The organism is Micromonospora sp. DT4, assembly GCF_049841675.1.
Lineage (GTDB): Bacteria > Actinomycetota > Actinomycetes > Mycobacteriales > Micromonosporaceae > Micromonospora.
This window is the reverse complement of the sequence record NZ_JBNCKT010000006.1, coordinates 55,716-75,489: the sequence shown is the minus strand read 5'-3', so window position 1 is coordinate 75,489 and position 19,774 is coordinate 55,716. Positions and strand designations below refer to the sequence as shown.

Annotated in this window: 23 protein-coding genes; 12 read left to right on the top strand and 11 right to left on the bottom strand. The window is 70.8% G+C overall.

What is annotated here, in order from left to right; translation table 11 throughout:
• Nucleotides 1-20 precede the first annotated feature (20 nt).
• From ACLQ24_RS04210 to dut, 3 genes are all read right to left on the bottom strand, one after another.
• On the bottom strand, nt 21-401 hold the full coding sequence (locus ACLQ24_RS04210) for an OB-fold nucleic acid binding domain-containing protein (protein ID WP_425889064.1): 381 nt from the start codon (nt 399-401) through the stop codon (nt 21-23).
• 126 nt (nt 402-527) lie between these two features.
• Complete coding sequence (locus ACLQ24_RS04205; protein ID WP_425889063.1) at nt 528-1,184, bottom strand: DUF3710 domain-containing protein; 657 nt, start codon at nt 1,182-1,184, stop codon at nt 528-530.
• A gap of 25 nt (nt 1,185-1,209) precedes the next feature.
• Entirely contained in the window at nt 1,210-1,746 is a 537-nt protein-coding gene (gene dut / locus ACLQ24_RS04200; protein WP_425889062.1) for a dUTP diphosphatase, read from the bottom strand.
• A 91-nt stretch (nt 1,747-1,837) separates the two neighbouring features.
• Here dut and ACLQ24_RS04195 point away from each other — a divergent pair, with 91 nt between their 5' ends.
• Nucleotides 1,838-2,365 carry a DUF3093 domain-containing protein gene (locus ACLQ24_RS04195; protein ID WP_425889061.1) on the top strand — a complete coding sequence of 176 codons (528 nt, stop codon included), beginning with the start codon at nt 1,838-1,840 and terminating at the stop codon, nt 2,363-2,365.
• Between the two features lie 23 nt (nt 2,366-2,388).
• On the opposite strand, the gene ACLQ24_RS04190 is transcribed toward ACLQ24_RS04195, so the two are convergent.
• Complete coding sequence (locus tag ACLQ24_RS04190) at nt 2,389-3,186, bottom strand: hypothetical protein (RefSeq protein ID WP_425889060.1); 798 nt, start codon at nt 3,184-3,186, stop codon at nt 2,389-2,391.
• 121 nt (nt 3,187-3,307) lie between these two features.
• Entirely contained in the window at nt 3,308-3,604 is a 297-nt protein-coding gene (locus tag ACLQ24_RS04185) for a DUF4193 domain-containing protein (RefSeq protein ID WP_007075406.1), read from the bottom strand.
• A gap of 434 nt (nt 3,605-4,038) precedes the next feature.
• Here ACLQ24_RS04185 and ACLQ24_RS04180 point away from each other — a divergent pair, with 434 nt between their 5' ends.
• Nucleotides 4,039-4,557 carry a LytR C-terminal domain-containing protein gene (locus tag ACLQ24_RS04180; protein WP_425889096.1) on the top strand — a complete coding sequence of 173 codons (519 nt, stop codon included), beginning with the start codon at nt 4,039-4,041 and terminating at the stop codon, nt 4,555-4,557.
• 31 nt (nt 4,558-4,588) lie between these two features.
• Here the strand turns inward: ACLQ24_RS04180 and ACLQ24_RS04175 are convergent, their stop codons facing one another.
• A complete protein-coding gene (locus ACLQ24_RS04175; RefSeq protein WP_425889059.1) occupies nt 4,589-5,410 on the bottom strand; it encodes an inositol monophosphatase family protein in 822 nt (273 codons plus the stop codon).
• Nucleotides 5,411-5,700: 290 nt separating this feature from the next.
• Here ACLQ24_RS04175 and ACLQ24_RS04170 point away from each other — a divergent pair, with 290 nt between their 5' ends.
• A complete protein-coding gene (locus ACLQ24_RS04170) occupies nt 5,701-7,308 on the top strand; it encodes an RNA polymerase sigma factor (RefSeq protein WP_425889058.1) in 1,608 nt (535 codons plus the stop codon).
• Between the two features lie 245 nt (nt 7,309-7,553).
• Nucleotides 7,554-7,787: a DUF7455 domain-containing protein gene (locus ACLQ24_RS04165; protein WP_355234582.1), complete on the top strand. Its 234-nt coding sequence runs from the start codon at nt 7,554-7,556 to the stop codon at nt 7,785-7,787.
• 434 nt (nt 7,788-8,221) lie between these two features.
• Here ACLQ24_RS04165 and ACLQ24_RS04160 read toward each other — a convergent pair whose 3' ends face one another.
• From ACLQ24_RS04160 to ACLQ24_RS04150, 3 genes are all read right to left on the bottom strand, one after another.
• Entirely contained in the window at nt 8,222-9,955 is a 1,734-nt protein-coding gene (locus ACLQ24_RS04160) for a DEAD/DEAH box helicase (protein ID WP_425889057.1), read from the bottom strand.
• A gap of 179 nt (nt 9,956-10,134) precedes the next feature.
• The gene (locus tag ACLQ24_RS04155; RefSeq protein ID WP_425889056.1) at nt 10,135-10,776 is read right to left on the bottom strand and encodes a trimeric intracellular cation channel family protein; all 642 of its coding nucleotides are present in this window, start codon (nt 10,774-10,776) and stop codon (nt 10,135-10,137) included.
• 40 nt (nt 10,777-10,816) lie between these two features.
• Entirely contained in the window at nt 10,817-11,035 is a 219-nt protein-coding gene (locus ACLQ24_RS04150) for a DUF3039 domain-containing protein (protein ID WP_007456912.1), read from the bottom strand.
• An 88-nt stretch (nt 11,036-11,123) separates the two neighbouring features.
• Between ACLQ24_RS04150 and ACLQ24_RS04145 the strand changes: the two genes are divergently transcribed.
• Complete coding sequence (locus tag ACLQ24_RS04145; protein ID WP_425889055.1) at nt 11,124-12,059, top strand: pseudouridine-5'-phosphate glycosidase; 936 nt, start codon at nt 11,124-11,126, stop codon at nt 12,057-12,059.
• Entirely contained in the window at nt 12,059-12,958 is a 900-nt protein-coding gene (locus tag ACLQ24_RS04140; RefSeq protein WP_425889095.1) for a carbohydrate kinase family protein, read from the top strand. The genes ACLQ24_RS04145 and ACLQ24_RS04140 overlap by 1 nt, the downstream gene beginning before the upstream one ends.
• Nucleotides 12,959-12,988: 30 nt before the next feature.
• Here the strand turns inward: ACLQ24_RS04140 and ACLQ24_RS04135 are convergent, their stop codons facing one another.
• Entirely contained in the window at nt 12,989-13,348 is a 360-nt protein-coding gene (locus ACLQ24_RS04135) for a DUF3099 domain-containing protein (RefSeq protein ID WP_425889054.1), read from the bottom strand.
• Nucleotides 13,349-13,452: 104 nt separating this feature from the next.
• On the opposite strand from ACLQ24_RS04135, the gene ACLQ24_RS04130 reads away from it, so the two are divergent.
• Together ACLQ24_RS04130 and ACLQ24_RS04125 are read left to right on the top strand one after the other, a co-directional pair.
• A complete protein-coding gene (locus tag ACLQ24_RS04130) occupies nt 13,453-13,740 on the top strand; it encodes a hypothetical protein (RefSeq protein WP_124771959.1) in 288 nt (95 codons plus the stop codon).
• A 14-nt stretch (nt 13,741-13,754) separates the two neighbouring features.
• Nucleotides 13,755-14,066, top strand: coding sequence for a hypothetical protein (locus ACLQ24_RS04125; RefSeq protein ID WP_363660806.1), 312 nt, complete (start codon nt 13,755-13,757; stop codon nt 14,064-14,066).
• A gap of 3 nt (nt 14,067-14,069) precedes the next feature.
• On the opposite strand, the gene ACLQ24_RS04120 is transcribed toward ACLQ24_RS04125, so the two are convergent.
• Complete coding sequence (locus ACLQ24_RS04120; protein ID WP_425889053.1) at nt 14,070-14,645, bottom strand: HhH-GPD-type base excision DNA repair protein; 576 nt, start codon at nt 14,643-14,645, stop codon at nt 14,070-14,072.
• Nucleotides 14,646-14,829: 184 nt separating this feature from the next.
• Between ACLQ24_RS04120 and ACLQ24_RS04115 the strand changes: the two genes are divergently transcribed.
• From ACLQ24_RS04115 to dtd, 4 genes are all read left to right on the top strand, one after another.
• A complete protein-coding gene (locus ACLQ24_RS04115; RefSeq protein WP_425889052.1) occupies nt 14,830-16,410 on the top strand; it encodes a DUF262 domain-containing protein in 1,581 nt (526 codons plus the stop codon).
• A gap of 25 nt (nt 16,411-16,435) precedes the next feature.
• On the top strand, nt 16,436-17,611 hold the full coding sequence (locus ACLQ24_RS04110; protein ID WP_425889051.1) for a type II toxin-antitoxin system HipA family toxin: 1,176 nt from the start codon (nt 16,436-16,438) through the stop codon (nt 17,609-17,611).
• A 56-nt stretch (nt 17,612-17,667) separates the two neighbouring features.
• Nucleotides 17,668-19,152 carry a DUF7059 domain-containing protein gene (locus ACLQ24_RS04105; RefSeq protein WP_425889050.1) on the top strand — a complete coding sequence of 495 codons (1,485 nt, stop codon included), beginning with the start codon at nt 17,668-17,670 and terminating at the stop codon, nt 19,150-19,152.
• A 91-nt stretch (nt 19,153-19,243) separates the two neighbouring features.
• Nucleotides 19,244-19,666: a D-aminoacyl-tRNA deacylase gene (gene dtd, locus ACLQ24_RS04100; protein ID WP_425889049.1), complete on the top strand. Its 423-nt coding sequence runs from the start codon at nt 19,244-19,246 to the stop codon at nt 19,664-19,666.
• Nucleotides 19,667-19,774 lie beyond the last annotated feature (108 nt).

The following is a 19,774-nucleotide window of genomic DNA, read 5'->3' as shown; positions in this document are numbered from 1 at the left end:
GCCCTCCGTCCGCGGCCCCGTCACTTCGGCGAGTCCAGCTCGTAGTACGGGTTGTAGATGACCTTACGGTCGTCGCGCATCGCCACCCGGCCACGCGCGGTCAGGTGCCGCCCCGGCTCGATCCCGGAGATGTGCCGCCGGCCCAACCAGACCAGCGTGACGACGTCGCTGCCGTCGTACAGGTCGGCCTCCAGCGTGGGCAGGTTGGTGCGGGGCGTGTAGACGACCGTGCGCAGCCGACCGGCGACCGAGACCAGCTGGCCCCGGGAGCACTGCTGGGCCAGGACTCCGCCGCACTCGGCGCTCTCCTGGCGCAGCTCCTGCGCGTCGATCTCGGCCTCGCTGGCGGTGAACCGTTGCAGGATGCGCCGCAGCGACACCTTGCCCTCGTCGGTCGTCATGACCTCCGCGTCACCCTCTCCACGCTCGCCGGCTCGCGCCGGGACCGGCCCAGCTCCGACGACGCCGGAACCGTCCCGCCAGCGTACGCCGACAGGGCCGGTTCCGGCGCTCCGGTGCGCGGTCGGTCAGACCTGGCGGGTCTCGGCGTCGGCGGACGCGTCCCCGGCCTGGTCGGCGATCTCCCGGGGCAGGCGCAGCGGCAGCGGCTCACGGACCGGCTTCGCCTCCTGCCCACGGTCGACCACCAGGTCTTCCAGGCACTCGGTGAGCGGGCCCGAGCTGGCCGGATCGGTGGCCACCGGGCCCTGGAAGACGCCACGGACCATCCAGCGCGGCCCGTCGACGCCGACGAACCGCAGGTTGGTCGGGCCGTCCGGGGTCCGCACCTGGGCGTGCAGCTCCGGGCCGTACTCGCCGTCGACCTCCTGGGCGGACGCGCCGTCACTCAGCAGCGACTGCCGGATCTCCTCGCGCACCTCGTCCCAGATCCCCTCGGACCGGGGGGCCGCGAAGACGCCGAGCTGCAACGCGTTGTCCCCGTGCACCAGCACGACCTGCTGGACCACACCCTGCGGGTCGGCCTGCACCCGCACCTCCACCTCGGCGACCGCCGGGATGTGCAGGCTGCCCAGGTCGAGCCGCTGCACCTCGTCGTCGACCTCGGAGATGTCGTACGGCCCGCGCACGAGCGCCGGCGCCCCCGCGCCCTCGTCGAGGACCTCGGTGGTCCGCTCGTCGCGGGTGTGCCGCCCGGCATCGGCCCGCTTTCGGGAGAAGATCACTGCGCCCACCCTCCGCTGTTCACAATCACCCTGCCACCTCTTCCGTCTGCCCGTGGCCCGGCTCGGCCCGCCGTTGGTCGGCCCACTCCTGGCCGGCCGGTGACGGCACCAGCTGAGCGTGCCCGCCGGTCGAGCCGTGCCCGCCGGTCCCGCGCGCGGACCGGGGCAGCTCGGCCACCGGCTCGAACCGCGCCCGCGCGACCCGCTGGATCACGAGCTGGGCGATCCGGTCGCCACGGGAGATCTTCGCGGGCGTGTCGCGATCATGGTTGATCAGGTTGACCATGATCTCACCCCGGTAGCCGGCGTCGACCGTACCGGGCGCGTTGAGCACCGTCACGCCGAGCCTGGCCGCCAGGCCGGACCGCGGATGGACCAGGCCCACGTACCCGTCCGGCAGGGCGACGGCCACGCCGGTGGGCACCAAGGCCCGACCGCCGGGCGGCAGCTCCACGTCCGCGGCGGCCACCAGGTCGGCCCCGGCGTCGCCGGGATGGGCGTACGTGGGCAGCGGCAGCTCGGCATCGAGCAGCCGTACGGGCACGGGTACGACGTCGGTCACGGGTCCCCTCTTCGGTCCGGTTGTCTCCGGTGACCCTGCCATCCTGCCGGTTGGCCGGCCCGCCGTGCGCCGTACCCTCGCAGGAGTGAGCATGTCGCCCTCCCCGTCCGCCGATCGGCCACCGGTTTCGGCCCACCCGGCGTACGCCGAACGGCTGGACCTGCCCTGGTGGCTGTGGCTGTCCGGGTTGGTCGCCGCCGCGCTGCTGGCGGTCGAGATCTGGATGGGCGGCTCCGGCGCCCGCGCCTGGCTGCCCTTCGTGGTGCTGCTCCCGGTCACCGCCGTCGGACTGTGGTGGCTGGGCCGGATCCGGGTGGCGGTCGTCGACGGTGAGCTACGTGTGGACGACGCCCGGCTACCGGTGCGCTTCGTGGCCGACGTGGTCCCGTTGGACTCGTCCGGCCGTCGCGAGGTGCTCGGGGTTGGCGCGGACCCGCTCGCCTTCGTGGTGCAGCGACCCTGGGTCGGCGGCGCCGTGCAGGTCGTGCTCGACGACCCGGCCGACCCCACCCCGTTCTGGGTGGTGAGCAGCAGGCATCCGGTCGAGCTGGCCGAGGCGGTGCTGACCGCGCGGGACACCGCCAGGCCCACCGACCGTACGGCTGGCGAGCCGGACTGACCGACCGACGCCGGGGGCCCGCCTCAGGTGCCCGTCGGCGGGCCGGGCAGGGCCTGCGGTGGCGCCGGTCGGGCGATGCCGCGACGACGCAGGTCCGTCTGGAGCTGGTCGGCCATCTGGCGGGTGGCCCGGCGGTTGAGGAAGCTGGCCACCGCCGCGCCGGTGAGGAACGGTCCGAGGGTGGTGAGGTTGCGCCCGAAACGGCGCAGCAGCATGTCCCGCATCTCCTTGCGGGCGGCGGTACCGAGCACCGCGCCGACGCCCACGCCGGGCACCATCGGGTTGACGCCGCGCTGGGTGGCCCAGGAATGCACCAGGGCCACCGCCCGCTGGCCACCGGTGTCGGGCAGCGCCACGCCGTGGATCTCGTGCAGCTCGCCGATCAGTTTCAGCTCCACCGCCACGACGGCGACGGTCTCGGCGGCGAGCAGCACGGGCGCGGAGAGCAGCGTGGGCGTGACCGCCCACTCGACGGCGGCGACTCCCCCGCCGGCCGCGCCGATGCCGGCCGTGGCGCGGGAGGCGTTGCGGATCAGTCGCTCGGCCAGGGCGGCGTCGTCCAGGCCGGGGAAGTGCCGGCGCAGGGTGGCCAGATCCCGGACCGGCACGTGCGGAGCTGTCTCGGCCACCGTGTCGACCATCCAGCGCACGGCGGCACGGGGCTTGAACAGGTCGGAGATGCCCCGGCTGCGGGCCTGGGACACCACTCGGGTGAGCAGTTGGCGTCGCCGGGCCGGCGCGATGTCGTCCTCGGTCAACGCCGCGACGGTGGCGCCGAGGTCGTCCGCGCCGCCGTCGGTGGTGTCGCCTCGATCGCTCATGGGTGGAACCTCCCGGTGCTGTGGCTACCCGCTAACGAGTCAAGCAGGTACCCACCGGCGCCGCATGCCTACACCGGTAGCGGCGGCCCCGATCAGGAGGCCGCCGCCGGTGTCGTGAGTGTCAGACGCACTCTCGGCAGATCAGCTCGCCGTTGCGCTCGACCGCCAGCTGGCTGCGATGGTGGACCAGGAAGCAGCGGGCGCACCGGAACTCGTCCTGCTGCATCGGTAGCACCTTGACAGTGAGCTCCTCGTCGGCCAGGTCGGCACCGGGCAGCTCGAAGCTCTCGGCGACCTCGGCCTCGTCGACGTCCACCGCGCCCGACTGTGAGTCGACGCGCCGTGCCTTGAGCTCTTCCAGGCTGTCCTCGCCGAGGTCGACCTCGTCGCGACGCGGGGCGTCGTAGTCGGTGGCCATCGGATGTCACTCTCCCATATCGATGTTGTCGCTTCCGGTTGTAACGCCGGACGACGCTGTTTCGGTTCCGCTGGCCGGCAACCACTTGTGTCGGGCACCCGACCCGCGGGACCGTACGGGTCGGGACCGCTGGGGCCACTCCCCTGCGAGCGCGGAACCTTACCCCCCTTGGGCGAGGCATGTATACCGCCCTTGCGGCTGAGATGTACGCCCCCGCACGCGAAGTTGTTCCCAATGTGATTCAGGCGACACGAAGATAGGGGTAGTAGTACCTGGTTCACGGTCGGCGCGCCGGCATGTCGGACTGTTTCCACGCGACGGCCGGACAACCGTTAACCTCAGCGGCGTATTCGACGGCCGGCGGTCAGTGCGATCGTTGGCGGCCGCCGCCACCCACCTGAAGTCCCGGGAGCGCCCAGATGAGTTTTGCGCGAGTGCGAGCACTCGTCGTCGTCGGCCTGCTGGGGGTCCTGGCCCTGGCGTTCGTGATCACCGCGATCGTCCGAGACAGCCAGGGCGAGGCCGGCGCGGCGGGCGGTTGCCCGGACGGTTGGCCGCTGGCCGACGTCACCCTGCACGAGCCCAAGGACGTCAAGATCAACGTCTTGAACGCGACCGACGAGCCAGGCCGCGCGGGCGCCGTCGCCGACGACTTCCGCAACCGCAAGTTCCAGGTCAAGAAGGTCGGCAACGCGCCCAAAGGCATCGACGACGTCGCCGTGCTGAAGTTCGGCCCCAAGGGCGTCAGCTCCGCCCACCTGCTCAAGGCGTACTTCCTCAACAACGCCGAGCCGGTCTACGACGAGAAGCGCGCCGACGACACCGTGGACGTGGTGTTGGGCAACGGCTTCCAGCAGCTCGCCACCACCACCGAGGTCAACCAGTCCCTCGGTGACCTGGGCCCGCCAGTCGCGCCGGCCGGCTCCTGCCCGTCCCCCGCCGCCAAGAAGTGACGGCCTGACCGGTGGCCCCTGCCCTCCGGGGTCAGGGGCCGCCGGAGGCGTCCAGGGCGGCCAGCCGGTCGTGCAGCCCGGCGAAGAGGGCCGGTGGGGCCGCGATGACCAGGTCCGGACCGGCCGGGCGATCGGCCAGGCCGGCGACCCGCGCGCCCGCCTCGGCGGCGACCAGGCCGCCGGCGGCCTGGTCCCAGGCCGACAGACCCTTCTCGAAGTACGCGTCCAGCCGCCCCTCGGCGACCATGCAGAGGTCCAGCGCGGCGGCGCCGAGGCGGCGGATGTCGCGTACCGAGGCGATCAGCCCGGCCACCACCGACGCCTGGTGTGCCCGCCGGCCGGCGTCGTAGCCAAAGCCGGTGCCGACCAGCGCCTGCCCCAGGTCGGTCTCGCCGGAACAGCGCAGCCGGACGCCGTCGCGCCACGCCCCGCCACCGGCCGTGGCGGTCCACTCCTCACCGGTGTGCACGTTGCGCACCACGCCGGCGACCACCACCCCGTCCACCTCGGCAGCCAGCGACACCGCGCTGTACGGCAACCCGTAGAGGTAGTTCACGGTGCCGTCGATCGGGTCGACGATCCACCGCACGCCGCCCGGCGCCACCGGACCGGTGTCCCTGGTGCCGTACTCCTCGCCCAGGACGGCGTCCCCCGGTCGGAGCTGGCGCAGCGCGTCGAGGACCTGCCGCTCGACGGCCCGGTCCGCGGCCGTGACCACGTCGGTGACCGTGCTCTTGGTCGCCGCCACGGAGACACCCTCGACCCGCATCCGGTACGCGGTCGCCGCGGCGTCCCGCGCCACCTCGATCGCGATCGACAACAATTCCCGCGGTGACGGCGCCGAACGGTCCATTCCAGGGTCCCCTTCCCGCACGACCGGGGCATTGCGGGCCGCGCGCGAGTATCATCCTTACAAATTCCACATCTGCGCCAAATCGGCGGTCCTGCCGCCGTTACGCCGTGCGGCGCAGGATGATCGCCGCAGACGGCGTTACAATTCACCCCTACCCACGCGCCACGGACCGCCGAGACACCGGCCGGCCCGGGACACGGGGGTCCCTCAACCACATCGCCCGGCCCGGTTGCCCCACGCTGTGCCGGACGACCCGGCCGTGCCCGCTCTTCGCCTCCGGAAGGTCATTCGTGACAGAACCCCGCCAGCCCGGCGCCGACGTTCGCTCGCTCACCGACACCCTGATCGCCCACGCGCAGAGCGCTGGCGGTCAGCTCACGTCGGCTCAGCTCGCGCGCACAGTCGAGACCGCCGAGGTGACTCCGGCCCAGGCCAAGAAGATCCTGCGGGCGCTCTCCGAGGCGGGAGTGACCGTGGTGGTGGACGGCTCGGCGAGCACCCGCCGCCGGGTCGCCGCAGCTCGCTCGACGACCCCCGCGTCCCGAGCCACCACCGCCAAGACGACCAAGAAGGCCGCCGCGCCCGCCCCGAAGCAGGCGCCCGCCTCCGACGAGGCGCCGTCGACGCCGGCCTCGCGCAAGGTGGCCGCCGGCAGCACCGCCGAGGTCGCCACCGCCGCGGCCACTCCGGCCAAGACCAAGTCCACCCGCGCGACCAAGGCGACGGTCGCCGCGGCGGCCGGCGCCAAGCCGGTCAAGGCCGGCGGCAAGGCCAAGGGTGAGGGCGAGGCCGCCGAAGGCGAGATCGACCCGGAGGAGCTCGCCGCCACCATCGAGGACGTGGTGGTGGAGGAGCCGGCCGAGCTGGCCCAGGCCGCCGAGACGGACGCCGCCGCGTCGGCCACCGACAACGACTTCGAGTGGGACGACGAGGAGTCCGAGGCCCTCAAGCAGGCCCGGCGCGACGCCGAGCTGACGGCCTCCGCCGACTCCGTCCGGGCGTACCTGAAGCAGATCGGCAAGGTCCCGCTGCTCAACGCCGAGCAGGAGGTGGAGCTGGCCAAGCGGATCGAGGCCGGGCTCTACGCCGCCGAGCAACTGCGCGCGGCCGACGAGGGCGAGGAGAAGCTCGCCCGGGAGATGGTCCGCGACCTGGGCTGGATCTCCCGCGACGGCGAGCGCGCCAAGAACCACCTGCTCGAGGCGAACCTCCGTCTGGTCGTGTCCCTGGCCAAGCGGTACACCGGGCGCGGCATGGCCTTCCTGGACCTCATCCAGGAGGGCAACCTCGGCCTCATCCGCGCGGTCGAAAAGTTCGACTACACCAAGGGCTACAAGTTCTCCACGTACGCCACCTGGTGGATCCGGCAGGCCATCACCCGCGCCATGGCCGACCAGGCCCGCACCATCCGCATCCCGGTGCACATGGTGGAGGTCATCAACAAGCTCGGCCGCATACAGCGTGAGCTGCTCCAGGATCTGGGCCGCGAGCCCACCCCAGAGGAGCTGGCCAAGGAGATGGACATCACACCCGAGAAGGTGCTGGAGATCCAGCAGTACGCTCGGGAGCCCATCTCACTGGACCAGACCATCGGTGACGAGGGTGACAGTCAGCTCGGTGACTTCATCGAGGACTCCGAGGCTGTGGTCGCCGTCGACGCGGTCTCGTTCTCGCTCCTGCAGGACCAGCTCCAGCAGGTGCTGCAGACGCTCTCCGAGCGTGAGGCGGGCGTCGTACGCCTGCGTTTCGGCCTGACCGACGGTCAGCCGCGGACGCTGGACGAGATCGGTCAGGTCTACGGGGTGACCCGGGAGCGGATCCGCCAGATCGAGTCCAAGACGATGTCCAAGCTGCGGCACCCGTCCCGGTCGCAGGTTCTCCGGGATTACCTGGACTGAGCCTGTTTCGTCAACCGAGCGTGTCGTTTTGACCACCTGGTGTGCAACGCCACATGGTGATCGTCCGGATGCACGAATGTGATCGTTGACGTGGCACCCTGGGTTCACGGCACACTGTCCCTGCCATGTGTGACCTCGGTCCCCCGCGGGCACACAGGGAAGGCAAGGCTCAGCACAGGTGTTGCACGATAGGTGAGCAACGACCGAAGAGATTGTTCATCGGTGACGACCAGAGGAGGAAGGCGATGACCCCGACCCTCACGCCGCCGCCCGAGACGGTGGCTCCCCCAGCCGCCGATGAACGGTGCGACCGCTGCAATGCTGCCGGCAAGCTCCGGATCACTCTCTCGGGTGGGAGCGAGTTGGTGTTCTGTGGGCACCACGCGAACAAGTACGCGGAGGATCTCGTGAAGATCACCGTCCGGTTCGCGACGGACCCCGAGTTCAGCTGGCGTGGCGCCGATCTGATGGCGAACTAAGTCCGCAAACCGACATAGCCGACCGGAGGCACCCTGTGGGGTGCCTCCGGTCGGCTTTTCCTACCTGGCCGCGCCCCCAGAGCGCCCGACCGCCCGACCGAGCGTCCGAGCGTCCGAGCGTCCGAGCGTCCGAGCGTCCGACAAGATCCACGCAGCTTCAGGGATGTTGCTGCCTCCCGCGCGTCCGAGGCAGCAACATCCCTGAAGCTGTGCAGATCTTGAGCGCGCCGCGCCGCGCAAGATCGTGCTCGAACCAGGATGTCACCAGGATGTAGTGGTCTCGCAGAGGCGCTGACACCACTACATCAACGACACATCAACGAGCGAGCGCGATCTTGATGCGGAGCGCGGGCGTGGCGGAGCCGCGCGGGCGTGGCAGGGGGTGCTTGTGTGCGTGCGCGTGCGCGTGCGCGAGGGTGTTGGGGTCCGTGGGGCTAGAGGGTCTGCACGGTGGCGATGCGTTCCTCGAGCTGCTCAATGGTGGCCTGGGCGCTCGGGGGTCCGCCGCAGAGCCGGCGCAGCTCGGCATGAATCTTGCCGTGCGGTTGGCCGGTGCGGTGGTGCCGGGCAGCCACCAGAGCGTTGAGTTGGCGTCGGAGCGCCACACGGCGCTGGGCGGCACTCATGGGTACCGGCGGCGCCGCCGAGGGCGCAGCGGCCGGCTGAGCGGCCCGCTCGGCGGTACGGCGGCGCTGGGCGGCGAGTTGGTCGGCCTGCCGCTTGGTGAGTAGCAGGGAGACCTGGTCGGCGGTGAGCAGACCGGGCAGGCCGAGGTACTCCTCCTCCTCGGGCGTGCCGGCCTGGGCGGCGGTCCCGAACGACGCGCCGTCGAAGATCACCTGGTCCAGTTCGGCGGTGGCCGAGAGGGCGGCGAAGCGCTTCTCCAACTCCCCGCTGGCCTGCTCGTCGCGCTGCGCGCGCTCCAGCAGGTCGTCGTCGAGGCCGTCGGACTCCTTGGGTTTGCCCAGAACGTGGTCCCGCTCGTTCTCCATCTCGCTGGCCAACCCGAGCAGGTGCGGCACGCTGGGCAGGAAGACCGAGGCGGTCTCGCCGGTGCGGCGGGCCCGCACGAACCGGCCGATCGCCTGGGCGAAGTAGAGCGGCGTGCTGGCGCTGGTGGCGTAGACACCCACGGCGAGCCGGGGGATGTCGACGCCCTCGGACACCATCCGCACCGCGACCAGCCACCGCTGGTCGGACGCCGCGAACGTCGCGATCCGCGCGGACGCACCCTGGTCGTCGGAGAGGACCACGGTGGCCTTCTCACCGGTCACCTGCTCGATCAGCTTGGCGTACGAGCGGGCGGTCTGCTGGTCGGTGGCGATGATCAGACCACCGGCGTCGAGCATCCCGGCATTGCGCAGCACGGTGAGCCGGGCGTCGGCGGCACGCAGCACCTGCGGCATCCAGTCGCCCGCCGGGTCCAGGGCGGTACGCCATGCCTGCGCCACCAGATCCTGGGTCATCGGCTCGCCGAGGCGGGCCGCCAACTCGTCTCCCGCGTTGGTACGCCAGCGGGTCTCCCCCGAGTACGCCAGGAAGAGCACCGGCCGGACGACTCCGTCGCGGAGCGCGTCGGCGTAGCCGTACACCGAGTCGGCGCGGGAGCGCAGCAGCCCGTCACCGCCCCGCTCGTAGCTGACGAACGGGATCGGGTTGTCGTCGGAGCGGAACGGCGTACCGGTGAGCATCAGCCGGCGTACGGCCGGCTCGAAGGCGGCCTTGACCCCGTCGCCCCAGGAACGGGAGTCGCCGGCGTGGTGGATCTCGTCGAGGATGACCAGGGTGCGACGGGTCATGGTGCGTCGACGGTGCACCTGCGGCGCCATCCCCACCTGGGCGTAGGTGATCACCGCGCCGTGGAAGTCGGCGGCGGAGTGCACGTCGGCGTTACGGAACGCGGCGTCGAGCTGGATGCCCACCCGGGCTGCGGCCTCGGCCCACTGGGTCTTCAGGTGCTCGGTCGGTGCGACCACGGTGACCGCCTCGACGGTGCCGTCGGCGAGCAGTTCGGCCGCGATGCGCAGGGCGAAGGTGGTCTTGCCGGCGCCCGGCGTGGCGACCGCGGTGAAATCGTCGGTACGTCGCCGCAGGTACTCCACCAGGGCCTTGCGCTGCCAGGCACGCAGAGCCGGGAACGTCTCGAGCACCGGCGTCCGGGCTGCCACGCGAAGCTCCTCTCCGACCGCACGACGGCGGACACCGGGCGAGGGCCACGAGTACCGCCGCCCATGAAAACGCCTCCGCGCAGAAGCTGCCGCGAAGGCCGACTCAGCATAACCAGCGCGCGCCTGTGGGCCCAGGCGACGCCACGCTGGTCACATCCGCCACCCCGCCACCGCGGGCCTCACCAGGGGTCGCCGGTGTGTGGTGGCCGCAGCGTCGCCACCGGCGCGGACCAGCGTCGACGCAGCGCGACCAGGCGCAGACCGAACACGCCGACGGCAGCGGCGGTGAGCGGCGCCGGGCCGGTCTGGCCGGTCAGGTGGAGCAACGCCACCGCGACCGAACCGACCAGCGCGGCCACCGCGTAGATCTCCCGGCGCAGCACCACCGGAATCTCCGCGGTCAGCAGGTCCCGGCCGAGCCCGCCGCCGATCGCGGTCAGCATGCCGATCAGGCAGGCGCCGACGGCCGGCACGCGGGCGTCGAGCGCCTTGAGCGTGCCGGTCACGGTGAACAGGGCGAGGCCCGCCGCATCGAGCACCAGCACGGTGGTGCGCAGCCGGGCGAGTTGTGGGTGCAGCCAGAAGACGGCGAGCGCGGTGACCGCTGCCGTCGTGGCGTACCGCCAGTCGGCGAAGGCCAGCGGCGGCGCCTCGTCGATGACCAGGTCACGAAAGATGCCACCGCCGAGCGCGGCCACGAAGCCGACGAACGCGACACCGAAGAGGTCGAGCCGTTTGGCCACCGCGGCCGAGGCCCCGGAGGCGGCGAACACCGCGACCCCGGTCAGGTCGGCGAGGAGCAGGGCGGTGGAGGTGGTCACCGCCGCAGGCTACGTCGCCGGCCGGAGGGCCGACCGGCCTTCACTCGCGGTACGAGTCGTAGATCTCCTTGCACTTGGGGCAGACCGGGGAGCCCGGCTTGGCCGCCTTGGTGACCGGGAAGGTCTCTCCGCAGAGCGCGACGACGAAGGTACCCATGACGGCACTCTCAGCGATCTTCTCCTTGCGGACGTAGTGGAACATTTCCGGACCCGTGTCGGCGTCCTTCAGCTCCGGACGCTCGAGAACCTCTGTGCTCACGTCTGCACCTCCAACCGACAAGTTTGGCAGGTCATCACGGCCGGGTCCACTTGAGGCCGGCCGGGGCCGGAACCCGTACGGTGCCCGTGTGACTGACTTTCGCATCAGCTACGGCACCGAGGTCGCCGAAGCCCTGCGCGACGGCCGACCGGTCGTCGCCCTGGAGAGCACCATCGTCTCGCACGGCCTGCCGCGCCCGCAGAACCTGCGGGTGGCGCGGGAGATCGAGCAGACAGTCCGGGACGCCGGAGCGGTGCCCGCGACGATCGGCATGATCGGCGGCGAGCTGGTGGTCGGTCTGGACGACGCGCAGCTGACCCGACTCGCCACCGTCGATGGTGTGACGAAGCTCTCGGTGCGTGACCTGGCCGTGGCGGCGGCGACCGGCGCGGACGGCGCCACCACCGTGGCCGCCACCAGCGCCGTCGCCGCCGCGGCCGGGATCGGGGTGTTCGCGACCGGCGGGCTGGGCGGTGTGCACCGGGAGGCCGCGCACACCTTCGACGAGTCGGCGGATCTGGTCACCCTGGCCCAGACGCCGATCACGGTGGTCTGCGCCGGGGTCAAGTCGATCCTCGATGTGGGCGCGACGCTGGAGCGTCTCGAGACCCTCGGGGTCGCCGTGATCGGTTACCGCACCCGCCGGTTCCCCGGCTTCTACCTCACCGACGCCGGTTTCGACCTGGACTGGTCGGTGGACTCGCCGGAACAGGTCGCCGCCGTGCTCGCCGCCCGGGACGAGCACGCCGTGCACACCGGCGGCCTGCTCGTCGCCAACCCGCTACCGGTCGACGAGCAGCTCGACCCGGAGCTGCACGACCGGACCCTCGCCGAGGGCCTGGCCCTGCTGGAGCGGGACGGGGTGACCGGCAAGGCCGTCACGCCGTACCTGCTGGCGCACTTCCACTCGGCCACCGAGGGCGCGAGCCTCACGGTGAACGTCCGGATCATCCTGCGCAACGCCGATCTGGCCGCGCGTATCGCGGTCGCCGCGGTCGCCCGCACCTCCGCCGTTCCGGCATGATCCGTCCGACCCGTGTGGTCGTCGTCGGAGACGTGATCACCGACGTGGTCGCGGTGCTCTCCGGACCACTCGCGGCCGGTACGGACACCGGCGCCGAGATCAGTCTCGGCGGCGGCGGACAGGCGGCCAACACCGCCGCCTGGGTGGCCGCGCAGGGGGTCGCCGTCACGCTCGTCGGCGCGGTCGGCGACGACGACGCGGGGGGCGACCGGGTGGCCGAGCTGGCCCGCGCGGGCGTGGACTGCGCGGTCGAGCGGGTGCCGGGCGTACCCACCGGCACGGTGATCGTGCTGGCCGCCGACGGCGAGCGGACCATGGTGACGTCGCGGGGCGCGAACCTGCGGTTGAGCGCCGAGCACGTCGAGAAGGCCATCGCGGCTGCGCCCGACGTGGGGCATCTGCACCTGTCCGCGTACACCCTGTTGGACGCCGCGTCGCGCGACGCCGGGTTGCGGGCGTTGGCCGCCGCCCGCGAGCGCGGGCTCACCACCAGCGTCGACGCGGCCTCCGCGGCGCCGCTACGGCGCGTGGGCGCGCGGACCTTCCTGGGTTGGGTACGCGATGTCGACCTGCTGCTGGTGAACGCGGACGAGGCCACGGTGCTGGCCGGCGGTCTGGACCCGGCGGCGCAGGGGCGGGCGTTGTCGGCGACGGCCCGGCGGGTGGTGGTCAAACGTGGCGCGGCCGGCGCGGTCTGGGTCGAGGGACGCACGGCCACGGTCAGCGTGGCGGCGGCCCGGCGGGTGGCGGTGGTGGACGTCACCGGCGCCGGTGACGCCTTCGCGGCCGGCCTGCTGACCGCCTGGCTCGGCGGTGCCACCGCGAGCGTGGCCCTGGACCGCGCGACCGAACTGGGGGCGCTGGCCGTCTCCAGCATCGGCGCCCGACCACCGGCCTGAGGTGTCGAGCCGTGACCCGCGCGGCGCGGGTCAGGGCTCGACGTCGATGACCTTGTGGGGGTGCTCGTCGGCGGTGAGGCTCATCGGCGGGGTGTCGTCCCGCCGCCGGGGGTGGAACCGGTTGGCCAGCCGGTGCTCCGCCTTGGGTGGCCGGTCGTTGGCCAGCAGCACGGCCAGCCACGGGATGAGAACCATGCCGAGGGCACACAGCGGCAGCCAGAGCCAGAGCAGTGGGGCGTTCGCGCCGACCAGGATCGCTCCAGCGATGATGCAGGCCACCCGGATGCCCATCATGAGGACGTAGCGGCGCTGACGGCTGGTGAGCTGATCGTTCTGGCTGCGCGAGGCATCGGTGATCAGAATCGGCTGGTACGCCTGACGCTTCACCACGGACCTCCTCGAGGGGATTACGCCCCATCCTGTCACCAGGAAGCCGTGATCAGCGAAAATTGACTCATCCCGGTACGTGTTACGCACGTGGTACGCTGCGCGTCGTGGGCAGCAGGTTCAGCTTCACCGACGAGGCGTTGGCCAACCTGAGGGTCTACGACGTCACGCCCGGGGAAGTCTGGGAGGCGCTGCACAGCGCACGACGGGTCATCCGCCACCTGGGCGACGACGTGATGGTGGTCTACGCCGCCGCCCGCCGGGGTCGTCGCCTGGCGGTGCTGCTCGCCGAGGCCGATGGCACCGACAACGACTGGGACATCCTCTCCGCCCGTGAGCTGAGCGACGTCGAGTCCAAGCGCTACGACGAGGCCGTGCGGAGAGATCGCCGATGAGGGGAGCCGTGACGATGCACCGTAACGACGCGACGAAGCAGTTCCACAGCGGCGACGACCGGCTCGCCGAACTGATCGACGAGAGCCCCGCGGTGGACCTGCCGACACCCGACACCGACGTGCCCATGGTGAGCCGGTCGGTCCGGCTGCCGCTGGAGACCTACGAGCGGGTCCGCGCCGCCGCCGACGCCCGGGGCATCGGGGTCACCACGCTGATGCGGCAGTGGATCGAGGCCGGCCTCGCCGACCTGGACGACTCGGCCACCGTGTCGCTGGCCGACGTCCGGCGCGCCTTGGCCTCCCTGGCGCACCCCACCGCCGCCTGAGCGTCAGTCCCCCGCAGCCTTGGCCGCGGCCTTCATCTGCTGCTTGTACTCCCGCACCCGGCGCAGCGAGTCGGCGTCCGTGACATCGGCTACGGACCGGTACGCGCCGGGGTCGCCGTACCCACCGGCCGCCTCCCGCCAGTCCTGCGGGGTCACCTCGAACCGCTTGCCGAGCAGCGCCACGAAGATCTGCGCCTTCTGCTTGCCGAAGCCGGGCAGCCCGGCGACCCGCCGCAGCAGTTCGCGCCCGTCGGCGACGTCCGACCACAGCAGCGCCGCGTCGCCGTCGTAACGCTCCACGAGCACCCGGCAGACCTCCTGCACCCGGGTCGCCATCGCCTTCGGGAACCGGTGCAGCGCCGGCGGCTGAGCGAAGAGCGCGACCAGCGCCTCGGTGTCGTAGCCGGCCAGCTCGGCCGCGTCCAGGTCGTGACCCAGCCGCTGCGCCAGCACGTACGGCGAGGAGAACGCCTTCTCCATCGGCACCTGTTGGTCCAGGGTCATGCCGATGAGCAGGGCCAGTGGGCTGCGCTCCAGCAGCCGGTTGGCCTCGGGGTCGATGGGAAGCACGAGCGTCATGTCATGATGCTGCCACCACCTGGTCGCGCTGCCGAACATAACCGGTGGGCGATGTCGCGTCTCTGACGCCACGCCCGACCGCGGCACTCGTCCGTACCGAACGAACCGGACGGCGGCGCTCGCGCCTTCGCCGTCGCATCCTGTGCAGCCGATACCCTCGAAACGTCACCGAGGGAGGGGTCCCGTGCCGCGCATTGAGCGAGCCCGCATCGAGCAGCGGACACCGATCGACCTGATCCGTGAGGTTAATCGGGGGAACATCAGGTTTCCGCAGTTCCAGCGGTCCTTTCGCTGGCGGGCGACGGACGTGGTGAAGCTCTTCGACAGCTTGCTGCACGGCTATCCGATCGGCAGCCTGTTCCTGTTACGCCGCCCGGCCCCGGCACAACATCTGGTTATCGGTCCACTCACGATCGAGGCCCCGGAGACCGACTCGGCGCTATGGGTTCTCGACGGTCAGCAACGGATCGTCTCGCTGGTCGGCGCACTCACTCAAGCACAGTCGGCGATCGACCCACGGTTCCGGGTACATCTCGACCTAGACAGCGGAGAGTTTCACACGGTCGACAGCAGGCGGCAGGTGCCCGGCACCTGGATACCGGTGAACCTGCTGCTAGACAATCGTGAGCTGTACCGGTGGTTGACGGACAATCCCGCCGGGCTCTCCGAACACCAGCTTAGTTTCGCCGAGCAGGCAGGCCAGGCCATCCGGGACTACCCCATCGCCACCTATGTCCTGTCTGATGCCGACTACGAATCTTCCATGGAGATCTTCACCCGCTTGAACACGAGAGGCAGCCAGCTGACCGTCGAGGAGCTCACGCACGCAGCTCGGGCGAGCTCGTTGGAGGACCAACCTGACACCATTGCCGGCCTGCGTCTCCTAACGGAGCGTCTCGGCTTCGGCGGCCTCGACAGCCAACTGCTTGAACAGTGTGTTGTCGTATGGCGCGGTGGCGAGGCTGCGGCACCGGGTGTTCACCCGGAGCTGGCGTCAGTTGACGAGCCAGTCGAGCCCCCACCTGAGGTGGCTGGCTCGTTACGTGAGGCCATCACCTTTCTTCAGACCTCCTGCGCCATACCTCACGTAGCGGTGCTGCCGTACCCCCAGGTGCTGCCGGTTCTTATGCGATTCATCCGTATGCACGGTGCACCGGCCGGTCGCACCGCCCAGCTGCTCCGCCGCTGGATATGGCGAGGAGCGGTGACCGGCGTTGGCGGCAGGGCGTCAGATCTTCGCGAGCAGTTGGTGGCGGCCAACGTGCCTGAGGCGGTGGACGCCGCGGCGGCTCTGCTGCACGGCGTCCCGCGCGTCCTCGATTTTCGGCCCGACATTAACCGGGTCCACATCGAAGACGCCATGGGAAAAGTAAATGTACTAGGGCTGCTATCCGTTCAGCCGCGCGACCCGGCCGACGGCGAGATCGTGGCTCTGAACTCCCTTACCAGGGGGAAATTTCTACTACGACCGCTGCTGCTCGACAACGAACTCGCACTAGCTGACACCATCGCCAACTATCTGGTCCTGCCCGGCGCCGAGCCCGTACGCCCGGATCAGATGGCCTCCGCCCCAGCGGCCATCGCGGCCAGTCATCTCATCGATGAGCAGGGGCAGCACCTGCTCGCACAGCGGGACTGGCAGGGGTTCCTGTCACATCGAGCTGAAGCCTGTAAGCGCACGATCCTCGACCATGTGGATCATCTGGCAGAGTGGGGTGCCCGAGACGGCCGAGCAGTGACTGACATTCTCCGCTCGGCCGCCTGACATGCCAGACCACACCGTGGCCCAGGTGCGGCTGCACAACCGTCTCGTCGGAGAACTCCGCTACCACCAGGGAGGCTCGGAATTCGCCTACCAGGACGACCTGTCTCGGGATGACCATCAAGTGCTCGGCCAGATATTCGAGGACGATCCCCGATCGCTGCGGCGGGCACGGGTTGGCGTACCGGCCTGGTTCGCCAACCTCCTTCCCGAAGGCGCCCTCCGTCGACAGATCGTCCGCGAGCTGGGTGGGGGAAACGTTGGTGACTTCACCCTCCTGCTTCGCGTGGGCAGCAACCTGCCCGGCGCAGTGACCTTGCACGGGGACGAGGAACCAGAAGACGACCTGCAACTCAACGACGATGGAGTCGACCACCCGCTCCGGCACTCGCTCGCAGGCGTCCAGCTCAAATACTCCGTCTCCGCTAAACGGCTCGCGATTCCGGTCAGCGGCAAAGGCGCTTGGTGGATAGTCAAGCTCCCTGACCGGAGCTTGCGCAGCCTGCCAGACAATGAGTTCCTGACGATGCGCTGGTTGGCCGCCGCAGGATTCCCAGTCCCAGCCGTCGAGCTGGTGCCGGCCGAGAATGTGGCAGGCCTACCGAATGGCATCGTCGACCCGGCTGACCTGGTCTATTTGATCAGCCGGTTTGACCGGACCTCGACCGGGCGCCTCCACGTCGAAGACTTCGCCCAGGTTGCGGACGTGCATCCAAAGTTCAAGTACAGCGACTCCGGAGTCACCTACGACACGCTCGCTGCGGCCATTCGAGAGCTGACGGGCGAAAGAGGGTACCGCGATTTCGTTCGTCGGCTTGTGGCCATGGTGATCGTTGGCAACACGGATGCACATTTGAAGAACTGGGCACTGATCTATCCGGACGGCCGGACCCCGTCGCTCGCGCCCGTCTACGACTTCCATTCACTCACCATCTACCAGAATTACCGCTACCAACCGTTGGCTCTGAGCCTGAATGGCGAAAATGTTCCCTCTGCCATCAAGGCTGACGACTTCCGATGGATGGCCGATCGGGTCGGAGCGGATGCGGACATGACCGCCGACCTACTCGCCGAGACCGTCACGCAGCTTCGCGACGCCTGGCGTGGAGAGATCCGTGCCGACGCGGCCAGACGCTTTGCAGCGCTGGCCGAGCATTACACCCACCGCCTCGATTCGCTTCCACTCGCGCGAGGCTCGAATTGAGCCCGAAGATGACGGGCGGTGATTGTCCGGCACACGATGCGGGGCAGGATGGCCACGTGGACGAACACGACATACTGCTCTCTCCCGCCGGCGTCGACGCGCTGCGGACCGCGCTGACCCGGACCGGGTTCACCAGCCACGGGATCGCCGAGCGGCTGGGCCCGCAGGCCACCGCCGCAGTCTCCCGCAACGACTACCGGTCCGCGCTGCGCGCCACCGAGGACGGCGACCCGCTCGGCACCCTGATTCGCGTGTTCATCTGCGACCAGACCGAGCCGGAAGCCGCGGTAGCCGCCGCCCTGGCGCCGCTCAGCCTCCAGGAGGCGCTGGCGGGCGGGCTGCTCGAGCGGTACGGCGACGGCCTGCGCGCCAGCGTCGACCTGGAACCGTACGGCGACGACTGGTGGGTGCTCGCCGACGTGCCGGCCTCCGCCCGGCCGGGTCGACCCCTGCACGCGGAACACGTGCTCGGCATCGGCGGCGCCACCCACACTCTGATCGGGGCGACCGTGCGCCGGCCGGTCGACGCCGCGCTGGACCTGGGCACCGGCTCCGGCGTCCAGGCCCTGCACCTGGCCACCCACGCCGACACGGTGACCGCCACGGACCTCTCCGAGCGGGCCCTGCGCTTCGCCGCGACCAACGCCGCCCTCAACGGCCAGGACTGGGAGCTGCTGCGCGGCGACATGGTCGCGCCGGTGGCCGGCCGTCGGTTCGACCTGGTGGTGAGCAACCCGCCGTTCGTGGTGGGCCCGGGCACCACCACCCACGTCTACCGCGACTCGGGTCGCGTGGGTGACGCCATCGCCGCCGAACTGGCCGCCGCCGCCCCCGGCCTGCTCACCGAGGGCGGCACCATGCAGTACCTGGCGAACTGGGTACACGTCGCCGGCGAAGAGTGGGACGAGCGGGTGGCCGGCTGGTTCGCCGGCACCGGCCTGGACGCCTGGGTGATCCAGCGCGAGGTCGCCGACCCGATGGCGTACGTCGACCTGTGGCTCACCGACGTCGGTGAGGGCACCGACCCGCAGCGGGCGGCCATCTGGCTGGACTGGTTCGACCAGCACAAGATCGAGGCGGTCGGCTTCGGCATCGTGTCGCTGCGCCGCGGCGGCCACGCCGATCCGGTGGTCCGCGTGGAGGACCTACGCCAGCAGGTCCAGCCGCCGCTGGGCGAGTGGATCGGCGCCTGGTTCGACCGCCAGGACTATCTGCGGGTACGCGACACCGACACGTTGCTCGCCGAGCGCTACCGGGCCGCCGACGGTCTCCAGCTCCGCCAGGAGGCCACCATGGGTGACGAGGGCTGGGCGGTGGACCGGCAGGTGCTCGCGATGCCGCACGGCCTGCGCTGGACCAAGGAGATCGATCCGCTGGTGCTGGCGCTGGTCGGCGGCGCTGACGGCCGCCTGCCGCTGCGCGACCAGCTCGCCCTGCTCGCGGCGGCCCATGACGTCGAACTCGACGAGATGGCCGGGGCCGCCGGCCCGATCGTCGCGCACCTGGTGGAGCGCGGCTTCATCGAGCCGGTGACCGCGTGACGCCGCCGACCGGCGCGGTGATACCGCCGGTCCGCGCGGTGCTGACGCCCAGTCGCGCGGTGCTGACGCTGGCGCTGGCGGTGGTGCGCTGATGCGGGCGGTGGTGCAGACCGTCGGGCGGGCCCGCGTCACGGTGGACGACGAGGTGGTCGGCGCGATCAAGGACGGTCTGCTGGTGCTGCTCGGCGTGACGCACACCGACACGGCCGACACCGCCCGGACGATGGCCCGCAAGGTGCACGAGCTGCGGATCCTGGACGACGAACGGTCCGCCGCCGACGTCGGGGCGCCGATCCTGGTGGTCAGCCAGTTCACCCTCTACGGCGACGCCCGCAAGGGACGCCGTCCAAGTTGGACGGCAGCGGCACCCGCCGAAGTGGCCGAACCCCTGGTCACGGCAGTGGTGCACGCGCTACGCGAACGCGGCGCAAAGGTTGAGACCGGCCGCTTCCGCACCCACATGCTGGTGGAGAGCACCAACATAGGCCCAAGAACAATCCTCCTAGACCTCTGACCACCCCACCCCACCCCGCCCTGCTCACGCGTTGATCAAGAGGTTTGCGTCAGATTCCGCACGATTCTTGACGCGAACCTCTTGATCACCTGGGACCAGCCTGGTCAC